Here is a 24,991-nt window from a genome sequence, read left to right on the forward strand (position 1 = left end):
TATACCAATTGTTCCATAAATTCTACATAATAAACAATACTTTATATTATTTTTTTCTAATTAATAATACCCTATGGCTAATATGTCCTTTTTATTTAGTTATTTATTTGAATGTGCCTAACTTTCACTGTTATAAATTAAAAAAACCCCTTCGAAATTTCAACCTTCATTGAACACTGTACATTGAAAGTTGAACTAATAAAAACACTATACCATTGAAGATACATACTTATTTCAATGGTATAGTCTGAAAATTTATATATTAAATTTATTAACTTCTTCTAAAAGCTTATCTGCTAGTTCATCAAAAGTTTCAGTATTAGATGCTAATTCCTCTATAGTTGCCAGTATCTCCTCTGTGCTAGCTGAAACTTCTTCTGTAGCTGCAGAAGTTTCCTCCGAACTTGCTGATATATTCGTAATAGAATTTACTATTTGTTCTTTTTCACTTATCATATCTTCATTTAATTCTTTTACTCTTTCTACCTCATCATTTAACTTAGATATTATATTAGATATTTGCCTAAATATCTGCCCTGTCTCACTAACAGATTTCTCTTGAGCACTTACATTCTCTTCAGTATCATTTAAAGAAATCACTGCGTTGCTAGATTTATCTTGTATATCTGATATTAAATTCTTTATTTGTTCTGTAGCTTCTTGGCTACCCTCTGCTAGCTTTCTTATTTCCTCTGCCACTACTGCAAATCCTCTACCTGCTTCTCCTGCTCTTGCTGCCTCTATAGATGCATTCAAAGCCAATAAATTAGTTTGCTCCGCTATTGCTGATATAGTATTTACTATATTTCCTATTTCTTTTGAACCTTCATCCATTTTATCTATTGCTATCTTCAGCTTCTTTCCACCTTCTGAAGTATCTCTAGTTTTTTCAACAAGTTCCGATACCACACCTAATCCTTTTTCATTAAGCTCCGCTGCTTCCTTAGAAGATTTTGTAACTACACTTATTCTTTCAGAAATCTCCCCTATGCTTGTAGATAATATTTCTGCTTTAGATACTCCCTTTTCTGTATCCTTAGCTTGTTCATTAGCTGTTTTTGCTATTTCATCTATAGTCTTTGCTACCTCTACTGTTGCTGCACTTACCTGTTCTGACATTTGATTTAAAGACTTTGCTCCCTCATTTACAGTATCAGAAGAAGTTTTTATATTTTCTAATAAATTCTTAAGACTAACTACCATCTTATTAAATGCATTACCAATTGAGCCAAATTCATCTTTTCTACCTTTTGTATCTATACTTTCTGTTAAATCACCTAAAGCAGCCTTTTTAATACCACTTTCTAATACTTTAAGCGGTTTTATTATATATTTACTTAATCTTAAAGCAAACAATACCGCAAATACGGCACATACAACTGTAACAATTATGCTTATTCCTCTTATAGAATTTATATAACTGCCTATTTCTTTTTCCTGGAAAGCTAATATCATCTTCCATCCTGTTTTTCCATTAGTTTCAAAAGAAGCTATATTGTCAATTCTGTCTTTTTTATATTCAATACTACCCATTTTTTCTTTGCCTATTTTCTTATAGAACTCTTCCTTAGAAGCATCTTTTCCTATAAGTTTTAAATTTTTATTGCTTATATACTTACCTTTTTCATCTACTATAAACACATTTCCAGTTTGTCCCAAGTTTATGCTATTATATTTTTTAACAAAGCTATCTAAATCTACATCTATGGCAAACACTCCAGCTACCACACCTTTTGCATCTATAAATGCTCTAGCAATAGTAATTACTTGACTACCGGTGCCAGCATCATTGTAAGGTTCTGTATATATTAAGCCATCGCTATATTCTACTGCTTTTTTATACCATTCCTTGCTAGTAGGATCATAACTTTTGTCACTGTCCACAGTAGATGATGCATTACTAACTGTAGCTTTATTTCTAGTACCTATATAAGCAAATTTTATTACAGGATCTTTTTCCGCTATGTTATCTAAAGTATTTTTAATATAAACCTTAGTTTTTTCAAGCTCTTCCTTAACTTTTGGATCAGCTGAGGACTTTAGTTTTTCATCTAAAGCGGCAAATTCTGAAAAGTTTTTATTTTCGTAATTTGAATTTACCATTCTTTCCATACTGCTTAAAAATTCATCCAAATTCATATTAGCTTCTTTTACCATGGCCTTTGAAGCTTGGTCAAAAGATTCGTTTAGTGCTTTTTTAGCCTTATTATAACTTACAGATGACATTATCATTATAGGTATTATCATCGCTAAAACCATAATAGGTACTACTTTGTACTTTATGCTATTTTTATTTTTACTGTTGCTCATTTCCATTCCCCCTGTAAAAACTTATTCCTGTAATATTATCGTATTCTTTAATAAGTTCTTAAATAGGATTATATGATTTGATATATTTATGAAATGAGCAAAGATTACGTAGTATTCACATTATTTATTTTTCTTGTAATAAATCCACTCAAGTATTAAAAATAATATGGACAGTAAAATTAATAACCACTGAAAACTAACTCCACTATTTTTTATAGCTGTAGCTGTTTTTCTATTAGATAAACTATCTACATTTTTAACATTTTTATTTATATCAGACTCATTATTTACCGGGAAATTAACCGCTATAGCTTCTTCCCTTTTCTCTCCATTATTTCCTTTCTCTACAACTCTGTAAATTCCCCTTTTTACTGAATTGGTATAAGGTTTTAACGGGTAACTAACAGATACACTATCCTTAATCCCTTCAGAAGTTTTTATATACATTTCTTTACTATTTGGCAATGGTGTTATTTCTATGTCATCACCACATATATAATCGTTCTTCAAATTAGTATTTCCTTTTAAAAAATAATCCATTAAATTATTTATAAATATAGGGAACTCCACATTCAATGGAAGATCACTATTTTCCATTGCAAAACTCAACACAAGTAATTTTCTACCTTTTACTTCTCCATGAAAACCCACGGTTTTCTCACCTATTTTAAAGACACTTTTCCCCCAAGATGGCAATTTTATATCCTTCATTTTTGAAACTACAAAGTTAGAGTTCTCCATGTAATTAGTTATATCACTCTTTTGTACTCCAACTTGTCCCCCTTTTATTTCCTTTCCTACAGAAAAAAATTTATTACTTGTAGGATTTATAAATATAATATTTCCTTTCTTAGGCAAGTTTTTAGGCGTCTCACCTATAAATATATAAACATCATAATTTTCATCTAAAGCATTTAAATCACTAGTTTTATAAACTTGTATTCCCTCCACTGTAGATAAGGCTTTTTCTATGAATAAATCACCCTTTGAAAAAAGTAAAACCTTACACTTTTTCTCTTCTTTTACTACACCATATATTACATTATCCCTATCTAATCCATCCTTCTCACTTATCTCTGCATATATATAATCTGATAATTTATTTACATTTTCAAAATATATAGTCTTAATTTCTTTAGGTTCTAACTGAACGTTCTTTACCCCTTGTATTTTTTCACCACTGTAAAGAGACACCTCTCTACTCAACTTAGAATTACTCCTATTGTTTATTCTTACCAAAGCTTTTAGATGATCTTCCTGAGATTTTTGCCATATATAATCCAAACTCACATTATCCACTTTTGAGTCAAGACTTATACTTTTGCCATTTATATCCTTTAAATTAATTTGATCATCTGTGTAAAAATAAGCTATGTAGTTTCCTAGCACCTTTCCCATAGCTTTTGTCATAGATATAGCATCATCCATATTTCCATAGGAATCTGTGGCTGGTATATTCTTTATCTTATCTACAGCTTCACTTTTACTACCTGAACTAACTTGAACTTTTGCGTACTTAGCAGATGAAATTACAGTGATTTTAGCATTGTTTGGCATTTTCTTTATAAGTTTTATAGCCTCTTCTTTCCCCTGCTCTAATCTAGTTTTTTCATTGTATAATGCATTCATACTTCCACTATTATCTAATATTATTATGGCATTTTGTACATTCTTACCATTTAGCTTTAACAATGGATTAGCTGCTGCAAGTACCAGCAAAGCTATAATAATAAGCTGGATAATCAAAAGAAGATTATTCTTCAGCTTTTGCCAAGGCTTATTTACTTCCACATCCTTGAGTGCATTTTCCCAAAGAAATGTACTTGAAATCTCTTTTTCCTTAAGTTTTTCCTTTAGCATGTACATAATTATAACTATGGGTATCATTGCTAAAAATAGGAAAAACCATGGATATGCAAAGGACATATCACCACATCCTTCCTCACTACAAAATTTCCATAGACTTGCAATTATTACTTATGCTTACCTATTATTTGTCATTTATCACTTGAAACTACTTATATTTTTGCACTTTCACTTGCTTGCCTCTGTGTTTAAAACATAACATCAAAGCTCACATATTAAATACTTTTATTTTAGCAAGACCAAAAATATTCCTTAAAATTTACCTGTTATGTAATTCCAAAGTTTTTTAAATATAATTTCTTCTAAAGACTCATCACTAGAAATAGCTACATATCTGCCACCTAATCTTCGAGAAATATTATTTAAATTTACAGTGAATCCCTTTAGTGCTTTATTATATTTTTTTACCATGTTATCAGTTACGGTTATATCTTTATATCTCTCTGTTTCACTGTCCTTAAGCCTTAAATGCCCCCGTAATTTAGGATTTAGTTCTTCTGGAGATAATATGTGTATAAGTATAAAATCTTGTTTTTTATACTTTAAATATTTGAGGCTTTCTTCTAAATTCTCCTCCGTAAAAAAGTCCGATATAATTATTGAAAGACCTCCTAAAAGTTTATGTTTCTTTTTTATACATTCATTTATTTTTGTTTTTCCCTTAAACTCTATACTTTGAAGAAAATCTGTATAATACTTAAAACTATTTTTGCTATTTAGTGCCTTAGAACTATAAAGCCCATTTTCCCCTAAGATATTTATACACACTCTATCAGAATCCTTTAAACTTAAAAAAGCTAAAGCTGCAGCTAATTGAAGAGCCCTTATACTCTTTTTTTCTTCTCCAAAATCCATAGATCTACTAGCATCTAAGAATATGTTAACTTCTGCTTCCCTTTCTTCCATAAAAAGTTTTAAAAGCAATCTATTAGATCTGCCATAAGCATTCCAATTAATTTTTCTTAAATCATCCCCTGGTGAGTATTCTCTAAAGTCTGAGAACTCCTGTGACCCTCCAACATCTTTAGATTTCCTAATACCTGAATTTCCACAGTGTGTTGACACTTTTATCTTTAAAGATATATTTTGTAGTTTTCTTAAAAAATCGCTGTTAAATATATCACTATACATACAAAACTCTGCTTTCTACATGTTGTACAAGGTATGCCCCTTGTCATGGCAATTTTTAAACTTCTGTATGGCAATACTGTAAAATTTCCTTTATAATTTGTTCAGTAGTTATTCCTTCAGATAATGCCTCAAAATTTAATAGAATTCTATGCCTTAATACTGGATAACTTACATATTTTATATCATCGAAAGATACATTATATCTTCCATTCATTAACGCTCGCACCTTTGCAGTAGAAATTAAACTTTGTGCTCCTCTAGGACTTGAACCATATCTAATATATTTTTTTGCTACCTCTGGAGAATTTTCTCCTTCTGGATGAGTAGAAAGAATAATTTTTAAGGCAAAATCCTTAACTGATGATGCTATAGGTATTTCCCTTGCTACCTTTCTTATTTCTAATATACCTTCTCCATCTATTACATTTTCTAGCTGCACTTTTTCATTGGTAACAGTTATATCTACTATGCTGCTAAGCTCCTGCAAATTTGGAAATTCCACATTTGTTTTAAAAAGGAATCTATCTAGTTGGGCTTCTGGCAAAGGGTACGTACCTTCCATCTCAATAGGATTTTGCGTAGCTAAAACCATAAAGGGCTGTGGAAGCTCATAACTACTTCTTCCTACAGTCACTGTACCCTCTTGCATAGCCTCTAATAGCGCTGATTGAGTTTTTGGTGTTGCTCTATTAATTTCATCTGCCAAAACTAAATTTGCAAATATAGGACCTTTCTTATATTGAAACTTACTACCTCCTTGGTCTTTAATAATAATATCCGTTCCTGTAACATCACTAGGCATAAGATCTGGAGTAAACTGAATTCTTGAAAAAGAAAGATTCATAACCCTGGATATGGTCTTTACCAATTGCGTCTTACCTAGTCCTGGCAGTCCCTCTAAAAGTATGTTTCCTCCTGCCAATATTCCTATCATAACCTGATCTATGACAGCACTTTGTCCTATTATGCCTTTAGAAATTTCTTCTTTTACTTTATTTATTTTATCCACAATTTCCTTTAGCCTAACTTCACTTATATCCACATTTTTTCCCCCTTAGTTAGTAGCTTTTATACTATGCCTTGTTATTTCTCATCTTTCTCATTCCAAAGATGAAAAATAACTTTTAATAATTTCTTTCATTCCCTCTGGTATGCTATAGGAATTTATATTATCCATGGCCCTACTTTTGTATTCTCCTACTACTTCATTATAAGGAACTGATTGACCTCTTAGGGTAATTCCATTAGAAGTTCTTATTTCTTCTACCTTTCCGCGTTCCCCTCTTTTACCATCTATATTAGAAGTATCCCCTTCACCTCCTAGGGTTTTTGTAGTAAATATTCTTGGATAATCCCTAACATTATTTTCAGCTCCATTCTCCTTTTTACTTATACCCGCACTTCTTGTACTACTACCTTCATCTTCCTTTCCTTGACTACTGCCGCTACCTGTACCATTGCCAGAACCATTTCCACTAGAGCTTCCTTCATTACTTGTGCCTTGACCATTTCCAGAATTATCCTTACCACTTCCAGCATTTCTAGAGTCCTCTTCATCAGATTTTGCCTGTGCATCTCCATCTAAATTACCATCATTTTCTCCAGAAGCCGCTACATTGGAAGCCAATGAATTTTCCGCTTCTCTTACAGCCTTTTGAAAATCCGTATCCTTCATCAAATCAGCTAGCACATCATTTAATTTCTGCATTTCACTAGATAAATCTCCTAAATCTCCTTTAGCTATAGACTCTCCTAGCTTTTTAACTGCAGAGGCAAGTTTAGGATTATTTTTTAAGTCATTAGCCAGTTTTTTGTATGACTCTGCTAATTTTTTTCTATCCTCTGGAGAAATTTTCTTAAGTTTTTTTGTATTTTCCTCAATAAACTTTTTAATTCCCTGTGTATCCTTATTTTTTAAAGCTTTACCTAAATCCTTAGTAACATTATTTTTCATAAATTCTTCTGCAATTTTTTGCAAATCATTTTTGCCATATTCTTCTCTTAAAAGTTCCAATTTCTTTGAAGTTTTTTGCAAAGATTTATTTATTTCCTCTTTACCTTCAGATTTTTTTATTTCTTCTTGAAGCTTTGTAAGGTTATGCCTTAAAGTTTTTTTCTCCCACTCTTTAAGACTATTATTTTTATTTACATCTTTTTTAATCTGTTCTACTTTTTTCACTTGAGCATTTTTAGCCACTTTAACTTCATGTATATTTCGTGCTGTATCTTTTAAGGGATCTGGCAATATAAAAGTGCTTATCATTGCCACTGCTATAATAGAAAGTTTCTTTATATATTTCTTATTTGCTTTAAGTTTTATAGCTCTATAATTTGTGTTACTCAGGAATTTCAAGGCATCCATCTTCTGAATTTCATAAATCTCCTTAGATTTTTTCTTAAGTTCTACCGCAGTTACTATCCTCTCTTTAAGCCCAAAAGAATCCGCTGCCATAGCCGCTTCTTTCTCATTAGGATATTTCACAAGAGAATAAATCACAGATATAAAGCTAAAACTTAATATTATCCACAAACTTTTAATATAAGGTGTATAAATTGGTATAAACTTAGATAATATAATCAAACATATACAAGCTATAACAGCGTAAAAGGAAAAATTCATAAAATTATCTATTGCTTTTTTGAAAAAAATCCTCCTTCTCCACTTTTTAAGTTTTTTGCTTATAGAATCATCTAAAGTGTTCAAGCTGCTAAAAACACCTCCTTTAATATTAACTCTTCATATTATCAATATGAATTATAAAAACTAATAATATGATTAAACCATAAAAGGTACAATGGGGTAGAATTATGTAATGCTTTTTGTGGAATAATCATAATATATTTACAGTTATTTTATTAATTCCATATCTAGAAGCTTATCTTTTCTTCTTCATAGGATCTAATTTATATATAGATAAAGATAACATTATTGCTGAAATTATTACATCTATTATCATATTCACTGCCCAAAATGGCATAGCACCAAGATTTACAATACCAGGTATACCAATACTTGCATTCTTTCCAAACTGGTCCATAACCAAAGATACAAAACCTGCTCCAGGATTAAAATACATGAGAGGTAATCTTTGCCCCATAGGATTTGTACTGTATCTATACTCTATACTCATATAAAATATGCTTATTATAAGTGTTCCTAGCATTAAAAATAGTATGGCTCCATAAGTAAGCACTGTAGAAGTGGTAGTCTTTTTTATATACGTTGAAAAAAACATTCCTATACTTCCAAAAGTCACTGCAAGTATTATATAATAAGCAAACAATTGAAGTATTTCTTTAATGGAAATTCCTCCAAATAAAAACATTATGGAAAATATAGGCAATGCAGACATTATAAGTAGCAATATCTGACTTATGGATGTTACAAGTTTACCTATCACTATAGAGGAAGGCTTTAACTTAGTACAAAGCAACAAATCCAAAGTTTGCCTTTCTCTCTCATTAGAAATAGCACTTGAAGTAAATGCTGGCACTATAAAAGCTATTAGTAGAAACTGAATTCCCGCTAATACTGCATAGGAAGTTATTATATCATTATAATTAAATCCTTGATTGTATGGATCAAAGACAGTATTTAAAAGTGCAAAAGCAGCTATAAAAGCCAGTATTCCTATATAAATTGCTATGAGAAAAGGAGCTCTCCAAGTTCTCATCCTAACTTTAACTTCTTTTCTAAGTATAGGATTAATCTTTATCTTTTCCATTACTCTTCGCTCCTTTCAGTAACTTTCATAAATACATCTTCTAATTTTCCACTTTCTTCTCCGAAAGAAATAACAGGAATTTCATTCATTATAAGCTTCTTAAGTATATTTTGTAATTCTTTATCTCCACCATTAATAGAAATTTCTATATTATTTCCATTTCGTCCCGCATTTATAACCTTAGGCATTTCTTTGATTATAATCATCGCCTCTTCTACTTTGTTTATGACTCTCATTTTAATAGTTCTATTGCTCTGAAGCTTCATCATTATATCTTCAACTTTTCCATTAGCCACCATTTTACCCTTATCTATAATTCCTATACTAGTACATATCTCTGAAAGCTCTGACAAAATATGCGAACTTATAATTACGGTTTTCCCCATATCTCTTAGTGATTTCAAAATTTCCTTCATTTCAAATCTAGCCCTTGGGTCCATTCCTGATGCAGGCTCATCTAATATTAGAAGCTTAGGGTTGTGTATCAAACTTCTAGCAAGACATAGCCTTTGCTTCATTCCTCTTGAAAGTGAATCCACATATTCACCTTTTTTATTAGACAAATCCACTAATTCTAAAAGATCATCACATATTTTATCCTTTTCAACACCATATATATCATATATAGAAGCGTAGAAATCCAAATACTCACTTACCTTTAAATTATCATACACACCAAAAAAGTCTGGCATATAACCTATATGTTCTTTCACCTCTCTATAGTCGCTTAGTGCATCTACGCCATCTACATATACCTGTCCTGAAGTTTCCTTTAGAAGTCCAGCTACTATTTTCATGGTAGTGGTTTTTCCAGCTCCATTAGGCCCTACAAATCCGAATATTTCTCCCTCTGGTACATGAAATGTTAAATTATCCACTGCAGTAAATCTTCCAAACTTTTTACATAAATTATTTACTTTAAGCATTATTTAACACTTCCTTTCACTGAAATTTTAGGAATTTCTCCTTTTGTCTTTTCATTAACCATTTGAAGTTTAATTTTTAATTCTCCTGTTTGGGACAAATATTTATTTAAATCCTTCTTTTCTATTACAAAATCCCTAAAATCACCCTGTTGCCACTTTCCTTCCTTCACATTCCAAATAAATTGTTTTACAATTTCCTGCTCACCTTTCAATATGTCTAATCTATAATTCATAGTTATTTTTTCAATATCTATTTTTTCATTTATACGAAATGTTGCTTTATATTCCTTACCCAAAAAAATCTTTTCAAATTCATCATATCCTCCATCTTTATCATTTTGTTCAGGTTTAAAATAGCCAAAAGGATATTCTATTTTATTGTCTTTTTTATAGCTTAGATTTATAGGTACAACTACCAAACTCTTTTCGATTTTTTTAAAATCTTTTCCATTTACATCTAATTTTTTGATGAATTCTCTATTATTCCATCCAATTAGTACAGGCCCATCCATTTTCATTCTATTTTGCATAAAATAAGCCATAACTATGTCTCTTTTCTGAGAAATCTTCCTCATACTATCCTTAGGTAAATTTTTATTACTACTATTATACATATCTCTAGTAGGATATAACATTTCTACAAAATTATACAATTCGCCATAAGTGTTTCCTTCAGTATTTATACTCTTTTCCTGTGAATTTTTAAAATCACCTATTTTTATATAGCTATTTTTAGTAACTACATAACACTCCTCTAAATCCAGCATAGTATTATTTTTTATATTTCCTGTATACTTTCCATCGTAATAACTTAATTTACTCTCTAGCTTACCTAGCAATATATTAGGCATTTTAATTTTCAAGATATTATTTGCAAAGACTGGTGAGTCATAAAACTCTATATAATTATTCTGTCCTTCATTAATTTTCATTTGAACTTTTTTAGTTTTTGATAAATTAGTGTTACCACCCTGAGGTCCCCAAGCTCCATTTAACATTTCTTCTTGATATGGATACACCTTAAGTCCACCATTACCTTTAACTTTTATATCACCTTTTTTTGGAGAAAATATATTTGCATTACTAAAAATTTGACTTTCACCACTTTTATCTATTTCAATTATATTTATTATATTTGCTATATTTTTAGTATTTCTAGTTCCCATGCCTGAAATATAAATTATAAATACAAATACTAAAGCTAAAATAGGTACTACTACCCACATATATTCTCTTTTATCCTTTTTCTTTAATATAATATAAGATATGGGTGATACTAAAATTATATATATACATATTATAATTAATATATTATTACCCTTTGGAAGAGGCATTTCCACTATATTGTTAAGAGCACTTCTAATAGAGTATATATCTTCATTCCTATCTCCCTCAGGAATATAAGATCTTTCAAAATGAGAATGTTTAACAGCACTTTGCATAAGAGCCGATATAAAATCCTGCTTCATGTTCCAACTAGTTAATGCATCTTCCCCTAAATCAAAAGAATTAAAACATACAATTCCTTTACCTTTTTTTATATTAGTGGATAGTATATCTTTGCCTTCTGTAATTAACTTTTCACCATTCTTAAAATTAAACTCCAATGAATTTATGTTTAAAGGAGTCCCTTTTCTCTTTTCTTCTGGAAGAATACTGTAAAGAGCTGACGAATTTATTTTTTTCACATTGCCAATACTTCCAGTTAAAAAATCATCCTTAAAAATTGCTAAAGTTTTATTATAAAAAGCTCCTGTACCTATTATTAAAATTCCACCTCTATTTACCCAAGCCTTTACAGCTTTATACTGTTCCTTAGAAAGTTTTGAAGTATCAAAATCATTTAATATTATTAAATTAATTGCATCCATCTCTTCATTTTCATCTATAAGATTCTTTTCATTTAAATTTATATAATTTATAACTGCGGAATTACCACCTAAACTTAAAGATTGTACTGCCTTTATATAGTTTAAATTTTGTATTTCGTTACTTAAAATTCCCACTACTACCTCTGGTCCTGAACTCCCTGACTTTATAATTTTCTTTTCCTCATAAACCACCTTTTTATTATCTAATATTTTAACGTTTACATAACCCAAATTTTTAACTACAACCCCAGACATGTCTATAGTTTTAATAGAATTCATAGGAAGATTTACTTCTTTAGAATACACTCTCAATTGATTATTTTCGTTTATAACTTCTATTTGAACTTCTCCATTTATATTCTTTAACTTATTTTCTATTTTAAGTCGAAAAGGCGTCCAATGTTTTAATTTGTAATATCCATCAAACCCAACTTCCATATCTACTTTCAAATTTCCTTTGGCATATACTCTATTGCTACCCTTGTGTCCATTAATATTAGTATTACCATTATTACCAGTAATACTGAAAGCCATAGTAGAAACCATAAAAGTCATCATAAACATAACTACAACTTTTGGCAGCCACAACATTGACCTTCTCTTAGATACTAGCACAGTTTTTACGTTTATTTTGTTTAAAAATTTCACTATTCCCCCTCCTTATTCTCAGCATATCTGTATTTATCCTCATTAGTATCTTAATTTATATTCCTATTACCAAGCGACTCAATAAAATTTTACCATTATCATACAGTTAATTCAATTAAAAAATAAAGAAACAAAGAGTTAATTAAACTTTCAAGAAAAATATTGCATATTTATAATTATAGTTGTATAATTATACACGTAATTGATTAATTATTCATCAACTTAATATATACTCAAAATTTAAATGAAATTTTATTACAGTTACATACAAAAGATATAATAAGGAGGATTTACAAATGAAAAAATTTAAACTAAAAAACATATTATCCATATCACTAGTAGCATTATTAAGTTTTTCACTAGTAGCTTGCGGAAAATCAACAGAAAAAAACAGTTCTTCTTTAGATAAAATCAAAGAAAATAAAAAAATAGTTCTCGGAACCTGTGCTGATTATCCGCCTTATGAATTTCATAAAGAAGTAAATGGTAAAGATACTATAGTAGGTTTCGATATAGAAATTGCTAAGGAAGTTGCTAAAGATTTAGGGGTAGAATTAGAAATTAAAGATATGAAATTTGATGGACTTTTGCCAGCTTTATCTTCTGGAAATATTGATTTTATAGTAGCCAGCATGACTCCTACAGCTGAGAGAGCAAAAAGTGTGGATTTTTCAAAAATATACTATAAAGCAAGCCAAGCTATAGTAGTAAAAGCTGGAGAATCTCATAAATTTACTTCTTTAGACTCTCTTAAAGGTCTTAATATAGGCGCTCAAAAAGGTACTCTTCAAGAAGAGATAGCTAAGACTCAAATATCAAATTCAAAAGTTAAATCCCTTCCAAAAGTTACAGATCTTATCTTAGCTCTTAACACAGGTAAGGTGGATGCAGTAGTTATGGAGGAACCTGTAGCAAAAGCTTATGTTGCTCACGATAATTCTATAAGTCTTACAAATATTAAAGTAGTAGACGAAGATGGTGGCTCTGCCATAGCTGTGAAAAAAGGTTCTTCAGATTTTGTAAAAGTTTTAAACACAACTATAGATAGACTTCAAAAGGAAAATAAAATAGATCAATTTGTTATAGATGCAAATAAGCTTCAAAATTAATTAATATTGAAAAATAAGCGCTGAGGATATTCCTTAGCCTTTATTTTCTAGTGAGTTTTTAAAGGAGGTTTTCACATTGGATTTATCATTTTTATCTCAATATTATGGTTTTTTCCTAACTGGAGTAAAAAATACAGTGCTTATTTCTATTTTCACTGTACTTTTAGGCGTCATATTCGGGATTTTCATAGCCTTAATGCGATTGTCTAACAATAAAATACTCAAAATTATTTCCAGCGCTTATATAGAATTTGTAAGGGGTACACCTATTATGGTTCAACTATTTATAGTTTACTATGGCCTTCCTAGCATTGGAATTCCTCTTCCTACAATACCTGGTATGGGAAGTGAAGCTTCTGATATTTTAGCTGGTATAATAACACTTTCTATAAATAGTACTGCATATGTAGCTGAAATAATACGAGGTGGAATTAACTCTGTAGATAAAGGTCAAATGGAAGCAGCTCGTTCTTTAGGTCTAACTAATGCTATGGCCATGAAAAATGTTATAATTCCTCAAGCTTTCAAAAATATATTACCAGCTCTTGGTAACGAATTTATAACCGTCATAAAGGAGTCTTCCATAGTTTCAATTATTGGCGTTCCAGAACTTATGTACAATGCTGACACTGTAAGGGGAAACACTTTTAAAGCTTTTGCACCATTATTAGTAGCTGCAGTTCTTTACTTTCTACTTACATTTACATTATCTAAAATTCTAAAAATATTGGAAAGGAGGATGGCTACCAGTGATTAATGTAGAAAATTTAAGAAAGAACTTTGGAAAACTAGAAGTATTAAAAGAGGTAAATGCTCACATAAAAAAAGGAGAAGTAGTTGTTGTAATAGGTCCTTCTGGTTCTGGGAAAAGTACATTTTTAAGATGTCTTAATTTACTAGAGATGCCTTCCTCTGGCGATATCATATTTGAAGGAAAATCTATATTATCTAAAGAAAATAATATAAATAAAATGCGTGAAAAAATGGGAATGGTTTTTCAACAATTTAATCTTTTTCCCAATATGACAGTTTTAGAAAACATAACTCTAGCTCCAATAAAGGTAAAAAAGTTGACCAAAGAAGCTGCTGAAAAAAAAGCCTTTATGTTATTAGAAAAAGTAGGTCTTAAGGACAAGTCTCACGTATATCCTAATAAATTATCTGGAGGACAAAAACAAAGAATAGCTATTGCTCGTGCTCTAGCCATGGACCCTGATGTTATGCTTTTTGATGAGCCTACATCTGCTCTAGATCCAGAAATGGTAGGTGAGGTTTTAAACGTAATGAAATCTTTAGCTAAAGAAGGCATGACTATGATAGTAGTAACACATGAAATGGGCTTTGCCAGAGAGGTAGGTACTCGTCTATTCTTTATGGATGAAGGGAAAATTTTAGAAGATGGAAATCCTAAAGAAATTTTTTCAAATCCAACACATCCTCGAACAAAGAATTTCTTAAGCAAAGTTTTATAATTTCATAAAACTTTAATGTTCAATATATGAATGATCAATTAACTTTAAAATTTCTTCAGTAGTTTTTGAAAATGTAATTAAAGAAATTCCTGTGTAAATTCCATCTTCATTGATTATTGAGCATTGCACTCAATAATTTTAAATATAAAGCAAAAGAGATGGCTAAATAAAGAACCATCCCTCTTGCTTTATATTTTGTTTCACCTTTTGTTTTCTATTTTATCTTAATCATATGTTTAAGTTTCTTTTCATAATTTTTTACAAGCAAAATTAATTTATTCTACTTGTTTTGATTTTTTTGTTTAACACTTGTACTTACATTAGTTTATTATACAATTTTTAAGCGTGAGTTATTTTTGTTTCATTTTTCTGTATAAATGTTTGTTCTATATAATTACCCACACATTTCCACACTGCTAACATGGTGACTATTTTTATAACTGCCATTATAGCATTTTTTATAGCTCTTGGAGCCAATATTGCATAAGCAGCCTTTCCTGTTATCATTGTTAGCCATAAAGTATTTAAGCACATATCCACAAATACAGTTACAATAATTACTGATGCAGCCATTCTCCAAAGGTTTTTAGGCTTTTTGTATAAGAATATTCCATATACAAATGCACCTAAAAATGCACTTAATGAAAATCCTGGAAAATATGCCCCTCCAGCTGGATTTATCATTACTCCTATAAAGTCTGTTACAACTCCATAAATTCCACCAACTATAGGACCAAATAACATAGCTGTAAGCATGTAAGGTATGAATCCAAATCCAATTCTAAGTATCGGTGTTTGAATTGAAAGAAATCTTGTAAGTACTATTTGTATAGCACCTAACATTGCTAGATAAACTAATGTTTTTGTGTTAAATATTTGTTTTTTTTGCATCAAAAAAACCTCCTACAACAGGACATGCCACATAGAGGTTATACCTTCTATGACAGCGGAAGCGAATTAAGAATCGTAACTCTTCACTATGAGTAAAGAGTTTTCGTCTAGAGGCAACCTCCCATCCTCTAGCACTTGACGCTCTTACGTCTACTCTGTCCATATATTTTATTATTTGTTATTATTATAACACAATTATCCAAAGAATTGTATATAATATTTTCAATTTTACTAACTTTTGAATTTTTTCTTGCACGATAAAATTAATTTATGCATCTTTAAGTAACAAATTTCAAGTGACAAGAGATAATCTATAGCAGCATATCTTGTAAACTTATCTCTTGTCACTTTTTACTTTTAACTAAAATAAATCTCATGATTTTTTTCAAATATATTATTTTAACATATTATTAATATATTAAATACCATTTACAAAAATATAATTACTCAAAGTTTTATACTGCCACTAATGAAATAAATTTAAAGATTTTCTTTTATAACTCTCAAAGTATTTTTATAGAAAATTTTCTCTATATCTACTTCTGAAAATCCATGCTTTTGTAGTGCGTCTACCAATTTATCCATCTCTCCTATGTGTTTTATTTCTGGTGGATTGTCAATCCCATCAAAGTCAGTACCTATTGCTGCTACATCTATTCCACCTATATTTACTATATGCTTTATATGACTAATCATATCTTCAACAGTAGCTACCTTGTTTTTAGATAAAAATGGATTACAGAAATTAAGCCCCATAACTCCGCCATTTTCTCCCAAAAGTTTTATCATGTGATCCGTTAAATTTCTTGAATGAGACTTCACTTTTCTAGCATTGGAATGTGATGCTACTATTGGTTTTTTAGAATATTTTATAGCATCATAAAAGCCTCCGTCAGAGAGATGTGACACATCTACTATCATGCCTAGATTATTCATTTCAGTTATAAGTTCTTTTCCAAACTCAGTAAGCCCCTTCTCCGCAAATTCTTCTACACATCCTGGATACCCTATTTCATTTTGATAATTCCAAGTTAAAGTTATTAACCTTACTCCTAATTTATAAAAATTTCTTAAATTTGAAAGTTTACCTTTTAAAGCCTCTCCACCTTCTATGGTCAATATTGCGGATATTTTATCTTCTTTTCTATTTGTAACTATATCCTGATAGCTTTTAGCAATAGCAATTGTCTCCCTGTGTTTATTAATTTCTAAATAAAGCTTATCCACCATATCTAGCGCTCTTTGTAAAGGATCCTTGTCTCCCTTTAAATCTACAAAACAAGCAAAAAACTCAGCAATAGAATTAGACCTCTTTAACTTGCTTAAATCTATTCCATAATTATTATTTTTAAAATTAAACTCTTCCTCCCTACCCATCATTTTAAGTATAGTATCACAGTGCATGTCAATTAAGTTCATTTTATATTCCCCCTACCGCTATAATTTTGTTCATCTAGTATCTACTTAACATAATACTCTCATTTCTATAAAAATACATCATAATGATAGGTACATCTTTTAATAACAATTGTATATAACTGATTAACCCACAAAGCATTATATTACTTGAATTATGAAATTTCTCTGGAATGACTTGCATAAGAAGCGAAGGAACTATTTAAATTTAATTTTAGAAATTCTTCTTTTAGACATATAAAATTATCGTAAGCCTGGCAAGGACGCCAGGCTAGCGAACCTGAGGCAGGACGCTGAATGTGAGCGTTAGATAATTTTATATGTCTAAAAGATTAGAATTTCTTAAATTAAATTTATTGTTCCGAGCTTTTATGCAAGTCATGGAGGAGAAATTTCATAATTTTACCACATTGTACCTTACTGTGGGTTAATCATATAACTGCTTAATAAATCCTTACACAATTTCTCCCATCATTTTTAGCCTTGTACAGTGCTTTATCTGCATCATGAATAACCTTTTGAATTTCTTTATTACTATCTCTATCACTAGCAGCTATACCAATACTTATGGTTACAGTAACTTCATGCTTTTCAATATTAAATCTTTTATTTTCTACTTCCTTTATGATTTCTTTAGCTACTAATTGTCCCTTGTCTAAAGTTGCGTTAAATAAAATAAATATAAACTCCTCTCCCCCAAACCTTACTAGTATATCATCTTTTGTACTGTGTTTTTTCATTATATTTGAAACTTCTTTTAAAATTTTATCTCCAACATCATGTCCATAAGTATCATTAATCTTTTTAAAATAATCTATATCTATCATTAACACAACATAACTTTCAATTAACTTTTTCTGTTTTTTAAGTAAATTCATCTTTTCATCTACATAACGTCTATTATATAGCCCTGTAAGGAAATCTGTCTTAGCTTCCTGTTCTTTTATTAAGTTATATGCATAAAGTTCATCATTAATAATCTCTAGCTGTTTCCTTTTATAATCCAGTTCCTGATTAGATTTTATAAGCAAATTCATTAATTTTTCATTTTCTATTAAAGTAAAGAATTGTCTTGTAATTATAAGAAATGAGCAAATACCAAACCCTACTATGATACTATTAACTCTTTCAATTTTATAAGCAATTATAATTACTAAACTTATAACTCCTATATAAGGAATAAATTTTTTTAACATATTTATTTCTCTACTATAAATTTTGCTTTCTACTTGTTCTTCACCATTTTGTATCATATCATCATAAACAATAGCTGAATATGATATGAACAATAATGATATAACCCAAAATGGATCTAAAAATTCTAATGAAATATGAATGTTGTTAAAGGTAATATAACAATACAATAAATCTATAAAGCTTTCTAACAATAATCCCCACATAATAAGAAAAATTACTTTACTAGGGAAAGCCTCTCTTGCTAATAGTATGATAAATAATCCTGAAAGCAATACTCCTAAATCTCCTATAGGATTTGCCAATAATGAAATCTTTTTTAAAATCTCTAACCCTATTTCTGAATAAACAGGTTCCATAATATAAAACCAACTTATAGATGCAATAGCAATAACTGTTATTAGAATATCCATAACCATCTGAAAAGTAAGAAATTTACTTTTCTTCTTATACACTATATATAACATTCCTATTATACTTAAAGGATATTGACTTAAATAGAAAAACTCCGATATATAGCAGGTAGTTAAAACATTTCCCAGGTATATCTCTGTAATTATCCAAATTAAATCTCCTATGAAATAGCTTATTATAGCCAAATCTATAAAAAGCCAAAAATTTTTTTCTGCACCAGAGCTTTTTCTATAGGTGTTAAAAATAACTTTACAAGCTACAAACTCCCCTATTATAAGAAATACGTTATTCCCCAACACCTTATAAAAATTATTTTCTCCGAATGTACAAATATAAAAAACCCAAAGAAATATATACGCAAACATTATATGTATTATATTCTCTTTTTTTACAACCCTATTCAAAATTTCCACTTCTCCCTTATATCTTTATGAAATCCGCCACATACAAGTATTATACCTATTAAATATACTATAACTCAATATGTTCCTATGAGTTTTTTATTATAAATTTAAACTAAAACATTAACAATAAGTATTAGAATAAATTGTGAAGCAAGTGCCATAAGAAAAATCTGTCTTTAAGTCCACAATAAATATATTTTTTAAGACTGCTCGCAATACGCCAAGAAATTCTAATGTCTTCAAATATCAATACCTTAAAGCTTTCAAACTCGCTTCTAACGGCGCTCAAACATGAAAGCTTCTTAACGGGTATTGATATTTGAAAACAAAGAATTTCTAAGGCTAGCTCAATAGTCTAAAAAAATATATTTATTGTTACCTTAAAGACAGATTTTTCGGTTCATACGTACATTACTTATGGGCGAGACAGCCTACTGAAGGAGAATTTTCCTCCACTATGTTACGGAAAATCTTTAATTAAATAAATGGAATAGCAAAAAAGCTATAACTATTTCATTAAACGGAATAGTTATAGCTTTTTCTTTTAGCGCTTTAAAAATCTTTTATTGGCGATATCCAACCTAAATACATAGAAATGATTAAGATTTATACAAACCAATGCCTCACGGCAAAATATATTAACTCTTACATATTAATGTATTTTCATAATCAATTATTCATTAGTATATAATCAAAGTTAATAATTCTATCTCACAATTAATAAAAATAATATTGTAGATTAAACGAAAGGCTACGCCTAAAAAAATATTATGAGCGTTTTTTTATAAATTAAAGATTTTCCATAGCGAAGAGGAGGAAAATCATCCTTTAGTAGGCTTCTCATCTCAAACCACATACATATTAAACTAAAAATCTGATTTTAATGTAGTAATAAATGTGGAATTTGGGACTATTGAACTAGCCTTAGAACTTCTTATGTCTCACAGTTAAAGACCCGTTAAGAAGCTTTCATGTTTGAACGAGGAACGAGTGAGTTTGAAAGCTTTAGGGGCTTTAACTGTGAGACATTTAGAAGTTCTTAGCGTATTGTGAACAGTCCCAAATTACACATTTATTACGGAATTAAAATTAGATTTTTCTTCAAAGTATTGCTTCACAATATTTTTATATAGTGCATCATTAAGTTTTTTAGCTGTCTATTTTATATAAATAAATGTAAATATTACCTTTTCCTAAAAGCTTTAGTATATATCCATAGAGGGATACATTTAGCCTATTAGCCGTATGCTGAGCAATAAAAAGATCATTTTGACCCATAAATGGATTAAAAACTTTATTATGAATTACCTGAGTATGATAAGGAAGTGGTTTTCCATATTGAATAACGTCTCCCACCTGAAATGTATTATAAATATATGAAAAATTTGTTATGGCCTCTTCTGGAGTTATTTTATAGAACTTATATGCTCTGTTAGCTCCCATACCATTTTCATTTCCCCAATGTCTCATAAAATATCTAGCTGCCCTCCAAGTAATAGCAACTTTTTTTAATGTTTTTTCCTCTGAAGTTCTGCAAAACCAAGAATCAAAATCATCCCATGAATTTCCCACCTCCTCCATCCCACCAGCTTTTAGGACTTGAGATACAAAATTAGTGCAGTCATCACTTCTATAATAAGGATATTGTTGAACATTAGGACTTAAAGCATACTTTTCTGCATAGTGCCTAGCTGCCACTCTATCATATTGCAGTCTTAACATATTATTATCACTCCCCTTTTATTTGGCTTTTTTAATTTTATAGGTTAATTTTTTACCTTATTATTGGTTATATTATATTTATATTTAAAATACTCTAATTAAGTTACAATGTTTATCCAATATTTACATCTTAGCAATGTGCTATACTATTTATTTTTTTACTGTTATTATGTTTTTATTATTTAATGCACCAAATTCCATTAAAAAGAATTATTTTTTTTAATAAATTGCATTGCATTATATATTTGTGTGTCATATAATGATATCATACGTTAAAATGAATTTATGCAGTATAAAATATTTCATATATAAGTGAGGTGCTAATATGTCAATTAAAAACTTCAAAAGAATTCTTGTGGCAAATAGAGGGGAAATTGCTATACGAATATTCAGAGCATGTGGCGAATTAAATATTCGAACCGTAGCCATTTATTCAAACGAAGATAAATGCTCTCTTTTTAGGACTAAAGCTGATGAATCATATCAAATAGGGAAAAATAACAATCCTGTTGATGCATATTTAAATATAGATGAAATTATAAATCTAGCCTTGAAAAAAGGTGTAGATGCTATCCATCCTGGTTATGGATTTCTTTCGGAGAATCCAGAATTCGCTAGAAAATGTGAAGAAGCTGGTATTGAATTCATAGGACCAACTGCCACTATGATGGAACAACTTGGAGATAAAATAAAATCTAAATTAGTAGCTCAAAAGGTTGGAGTTCCTACCATACCTGGAGTGGAAGAACCAATAAAAACCGAAGATCAAGCACTTGAATTTGCAAATTTCTGCGGATATCCAGTTATGCTAAAGGCAGCTGCCGGTGGTGGTGGAAGAGGTATGAGAATTGTAAAAGAAGAAAAAGATTTAATTTCTTCCTTCAGAAGCGCCAAAAACGAAGCTAAAAAAGCCTTTGGTATAGATGATATATTTATAGAAAAATATCTAGAAAATCCAAAGCATATTGAAGTACAAATTCTTGGAGACAAATACGGAAACATCGTTCACCTTTTCGAAAGAGATTGTTCTATTCAAAGACGTCATCAAAAGGTTGTAGAATTTGCACCCTCCTTATCTCTTTCCGAAGAAAAGCGAAAAGAAATTTGTGACGATGCCCTTAAAATAGCCAAAAGTGTTAATTATAGAGGAGCTGGCACACTGGAATTTCTTCTTGATAGCAAAGGAAATCATTACTTTATAGAAATGAATCCTAGGATTCAGGTAGAGCATACTGTAACAGAAGTAATAACTGGAGTAGATATTGTTCAAAGTCAGATTCTCATAGCTCAAGGATATACTTTAGATTCTGAAGAAATAGGATTATCCTCTCAAGATTCTATAAAAACTAATGGTTATGCTATTCAGTGTAGAATAACTACTGAAGATCCATCAAACAATTTTGCTCCAGATACAGGTAAAATTGATGTGTACAGAACTGGCTCTGGCTTTGGTATAAGACTGGATGGTGGAAACGGATTTACAGGAGCTGTAATAAGTCCTTATTATGATAGCTTGCTAGTTAAGACTACAGCTTATTCCAGAACCTTTAAGGATGCTGTTAGAAAATCTCTTCGTTCTGTAAAAGAACTTAAAATATCTGGAGTAAAAACTAACGTAGATTTTTTAATAAATGTACTAAATCACCCTACTTTCCAAAAGGGACTATGTACTACTAATTTCATAGGAGAAAATCCTGATTTATTTATAACTACTTATAAAGCTGATGAAGAATACAACCTTCTAAAATTTATAGGAGAAAAAGTAGTTAATGAAACTCATGGTGTAAAGAAATCCTTTGATGTACCTGTAGTTCCTACAGTTCCTGAAGTTAAAGATTTAAAAGGCGCAAGAAATATACTTTTAGAAAAAGGCCCTAAAGGATTAGTTAAGTGGATAAAAGCACAAGATAAATTACTTCTAACAGACACTACCATGAGAGATGCCCATCAATCCCTTATGGCCACTAGAATGAGAACAGTAGATATGGTTAAAATAGCTGATGCCACTTCCTATTTAGGTAAAGATTTATTTTCCCTGGAAATGTGGGGAGGTGCTACCTTCGATGTCTGTTATAGATTTTTAAAGGAATCTCCTTGGGAAAGACTTAGAAAATTAAGAGAAAAATGCCCTAACGTACTTTTCCAAATGCTTATAAGGGGAGCCAACGCCGTAGGATATAAAAACTATCCTGATAACGTAATAAGAGAATTTATAAAAGAATCTGCAACTTCTGGCATAGATGTATTTAGAATATTTGACTCTCTAAACTGGCTTAAAGGTATGGAAGTAGCTTTAGATGAAGTATTAAAACAAGGAAAAGTAGCTGAATGCTGCATATGTTACACTGGAGATATACTTGACAGTTCTAGAGATAAATATACTTTAGACTACTACGTTAAAAAAGCTAAAGAAATTGAAAAAATGGGAGCTCATATACTTGGCATAAAAGATATGTCTGCTTTATTAAAACCTTATGCTGCTTTTAAACTTATAAAAGCCCTTAAAGAAGAAATAAGTATTCCTATTCATCTACACACTCACGACACTACTGGAAACGGTGTGGCTACAGCCTTACTAGCAGCAGAAGCAGGTGTTGATATAGTGGATACAGCTTTTGACAGCATGGCAGGACTTACAAGTCAGCCATCTTTAAACTCTATAGTGGCTGCCCTTGAAAATACTAAAAGAGATACAGGCATAAATCTTGAAGATATACAAAAAATATCAAATTACTGGTCTGCTGTAAGACCTGTTTATACTTCTTTTGAATCTGGACTAAAATCTGGCTCTACAGAAATATATAAATATGAAATTCCAGGTGGACAATATTCTAACTTAAAACCTCAAGTTGAAAGTTTTGGACTTGGCCATAGATTTGGAGAAGTAAAAGAAATGTATAAAAAAGTTAATTCTATGGTAGGTGATATAGTTAAGGTAACTCCTTCATCTAAAATGGTAGGCGATCTTGCTATATTTATGGTTCAAAACAATTTAAATCCTGAAAATATTTTAGAAAGAGCTTCAAACTTATCTTTTCCAGACTCAGCAGTATCCTATTTTAAAGGTATGATGGGTCAACCAGAGCATGGTTTCCCAGAGACTCTTCAAAAGATGGTATTAAAAGGAGAAGAACCTATAACCTGCAGACCAGGAGAACTTTTAATGCCTGAGGACTTTGGAAAAATAGAAAAACATCTTAAGGAAAAACTAGAATTAGAGCCAACAAAGAAAGATATTATAAGCTATGCTCTATATCCAGATGTATTTGAAACCTATGTAAAATATATAAGAGAAAATGGTGACTTAAGTAGTGTAGGTAGTGACATATATTTCCATGGATTAGATGAAGGTGAAACTTGTGAAATTAAATTAGCCGAAGGTAAAATATTAGTAGTAAGACTTTTAGAGATTACAAAGCTAAACAAAGAAGGCTTTAGAACCTTAATATTTGAAGTAAACGGTAATAGACGTGAAATTAAAATAAAAGACAAAACAAGAGCTGAATTAAAAGAAACTTCTGAGGTTTTAATGGCTAATCCAGAAAACAAAAATGAAATAGGTGCCAGCATACCTGGAACTATTTTAGATGTACTTGTTAAAGAAGGAGACGAAATAAAAGAAAACGGAAATTTAATAGTTGTAGAAGCCATGAAAATGGAAACTATAATTACCTCTCCTATTTCGGGCATAGTGGAATCTATCCACGTGTCTAAAGGCCAACAGGTTAAATCTGGTGAAATGCTGATAAAGTTAAAATTTAAAAATTAATTTAATTATTTCGCTTAAATTTTCCTGATATTTTACAATTTCCAGTCACAAAATCTATCCCCTCTTTTTTAAAAATATTATGGAAACTATAAACTTCTCTATTAGAAAAGGACAACTAATTTA

General features: G+C 30.1%; 16 protein-coding genes and 1 riboswitch. Of the genes, 4 read left to right on the forward strand and 12 right to left on the reverse strand.

Going from position 1 to position 24,991, the window contains the following annotated elements; genetic code table 11:
• Nucleotides 1–255: 255 nt before the first annotated feature.
• The 8 genes from C1715_RS18195 to C1715_RS18230 all read right to left on the reverse strand — a co-directional run bounded on the left by C1715_RS18195 (nucleotide 256) and on the right by C1715_RS18230 (nucleotide 12,477).
• Nucleotides 256–2,310 carry a methyl-accepting chemotaxis protein gene (locus C1715_RS18195; protein WP_180964140.1) on the reverse strand — a complete coding sequence of 685 codons (2,055 nt, stop codon included), beginning with the start codon at nucleotides 2,308–2,310 and terminating at the stop codon, nucleotides 256–258.
• Nucleotides 2,311–2,430: 120 nt separating this feature from the next.
• Nucleotides 2,431–4,236 carry a vWA domain-containing protein gene (locus C1715_RS18200; RefSeq protein WP_102401755.1) on the reverse strand — a complete coding sequence of 602 codons (1,806 nt, stop codon included), beginning with the start codon at nucleotides 4,234–4,236 and terminating at the stop codon, nucleotides 2,431–2,433.
• A 192-nt stretch (nucleotides 4,237–4,428) separates the two neighbouring features.
• Nucleotides 4,429–5,307 carry a DUF58 domain-containing protein gene (locus tag C1715_RS18205; protein WP_102401756.1) on the reverse strand — a complete coding sequence of 293 codons (879 nt, stop codon included), beginning with the start codon at nucleotides 5,305–5,307 and terminating at the stop codon, nucleotides 4,429–4,431.
• A gap of 55 nt (nucleotides 5,308–5,362) precedes the next feature.
• Nucleotides 5,363–6,349, reverse strand: a complete 987-nt coding sequence (locus C1715_RS18210) for an AAA family ATPase (protein WP_102401757.1) — start codon at nucleotides 6,347–6,349, stop codon at nucleotides 5,363–5,365.
• Between the two features lie 57 nt (nucleotides 6,350–6,406).
• The gene (locus C1715_RS18215) at nucleotides 6,407–8,011 is read right to left on the reverse strand and encodes a hypothetical protein (protein ID WP_102401758.1); all 1,605 of its coding nucleotides are present in this window, start codon (nucleotides 8,009–8,011) and stop codon (nucleotides 6,407–6,409) included.
• Between the two features lie 172 nt (nucleotides 8,012–8,183).
• Entirely contained in the window at nucleotides 8,184–9,032 is an 849-nt protein-coding gene (locus C1715_RS18220; protein WP_102401759.1) for an ABC transporter permease, read from the reverse strand.
• A complete protein-coding gene (locus C1715_RS18225) occupies nucleotides 9,032–9,958 on the reverse strand; it encodes an ABC transporter ATP-binding protein (protein ID WP_102401760.1) in 927 nt (308 codons plus the stop codon). The genes C1715_RS18220 and C1715_RS18225 overlap by 1 nt, the downstream gene beginning before the upstream one ends.
• The gene (locus C1715_RS18230; protein ID WP_102401761.1) at nucleotides 9,958–12,477 is read right to left on the reverse strand and encodes a hypothetical protein; all 2,520 of its coding nucleotides are present in this window, start codon (nucleotides 12,475–12,477) and stop codon (nucleotides 9,958–9,960) included. Before C1715_RS18230 ends, C1715_RS18225 begins: the two co-directional genes overlap by 1 nt.
• 296 nt (nucleotides 12,478–12,773) lie before the next feature.
• Here C1715_RS18230 and C1715_RS18235 point away from each other — a divergent pair, with 296 nt between their 5' ends.
• From C1715_RS18235 to C1715_RS18245, 3 genes are all read left to right on the forward strand, one after another.
• On the forward strand, nucleotides 12,774–13,586 hold the full coding sequence (locus tag C1715_RS18235) for an ABC transporter substrate-binding protein (RefSeq protein WP_102401762.1): 813 nt from the start codon (nucleotides 12,774–12,776) through the stop codon (nucleotides 13,584–13,586).
• 76 nt (nucleotides 13,587–13,662) lie between these two features.
• A complete protein-coding gene (locus C1715_RS18240) occupies nucleotides 13,663–14,343 on the forward strand; it encodes an amino acid ABC transporter permease (RefSeq protein WP_102401763.1) in 681 nt (226 codons plus the stop codon).
• Nucleotides 14,336–15,058: an amino acid ABC transporter ATP-binding protein gene (locus tag C1715_RS18245; RefSeq protein ID WP_102401764.1), complete on the forward strand. Its 723-nt coding sequence runs from the start codon at nucleotides 14,336–14,338 to the stop codon at nucleotides 15,056–15,058. The genes C1715_RS18240 and C1715_RS18245 overlap by 8 nt, the downstream gene beginning before the upstream one ends.
• A gap of 339 nt (nucleotides 15,059–15,397) precedes the next feature.
• Here C1715_RS18245 and C1715_RS18250 read toward each other — a convergent pair whose 3' ends face one another.
• From C1715_RS18250 to C1715_RS18265, 4 genes are all read right to left on the reverse strand, one after another.
• Nucleotides 15,398–15,949 (reverse strand): folate family ECF transporter S component, encoded by a 552-nt coding sequence (locus C1715_RS18250; protein ID WP_102401765.1) that lies wholly within the window; start codon nucleotides 15,947–15,949, stop codon nucleotides 15,398–15,400.
• Nucleotides 15,950–16,000: 51 nt separating this feature from the next.
• Nucleotides 16,001–16,109, reverse strand: a riboswitch (THF riboswitch).
• 320 nt (nucleotides 16,110–16,429) lie between these two features.
• Nucleotides 16,430–17,368: a dipeptidase gene (locus C1715_RS18255; RefSeq protein WP_102401766.1), complete on the reverse strand. Its 939-nt coding sequence runs from the start codon at nucleotides 17,366–17,368 to the stop codon at nucleotides 16,430–16,432.
• A 440-nt stretch (nucleotides 17,369–17,808) separates the two neighbouring features.
• Nucleotides 17,809–19,377 carry a GGDEF domain-containing protein gene (locus tag C1715_RS18260; RefSeq protein ID WP_102401767.1) on the reverse strand — a complete coding sequence of 523 codons (1,569 nt, stop codon included), beginning with the start codon at nucleotides 19,375–19,377 and terminating at the stop codon, nucleotides 17,809–17,811.
• Between the two features lie 1,149 nt (nucleotides 19,378–20,526).
• Complete coding sequence (locus C1715_RS18265) at nucleotides 20,527–21,099, reverse strand: amidase domain-containing protein (RefSeq protein ID WP_102401768.1); 573 nt, start codon at nucleotides 21,097–21,099, stop codon at nucleotides 20,527–20,529.
• A 325-nt stretch (nucleotides 21,100–21,424) separates the two neighbouring features.
• On the opposite strand from C1715_RS18265, the gene C1715_RS18270 reads away from it, so the two are divergent.
• On the forward strand, nucleotides 21,425–24,868 hold the full coding sequence (locus C1715_RS18270) for a pyruvate carboxylase (RefSeq protein WP_242971998.1): 3,444 nt from the start codon (nucleotides 21,425–21,427) through the stop codon (nucleotides 24,866–24,868).
• Nucleotides 24,869–24,991: the final 123 nt, after the last annotated feature.

Origin of the sequence: Haloimpatiens massiliensis (assembly GCF_900184255.1) — a bacterium.
GTDB classification, from domain to species: Bacteria; Bacillota; Clostridia; order Clostridiales; family Clostridiaceae; genus Haloimpatiens; species Haloimpatiens massiliensis.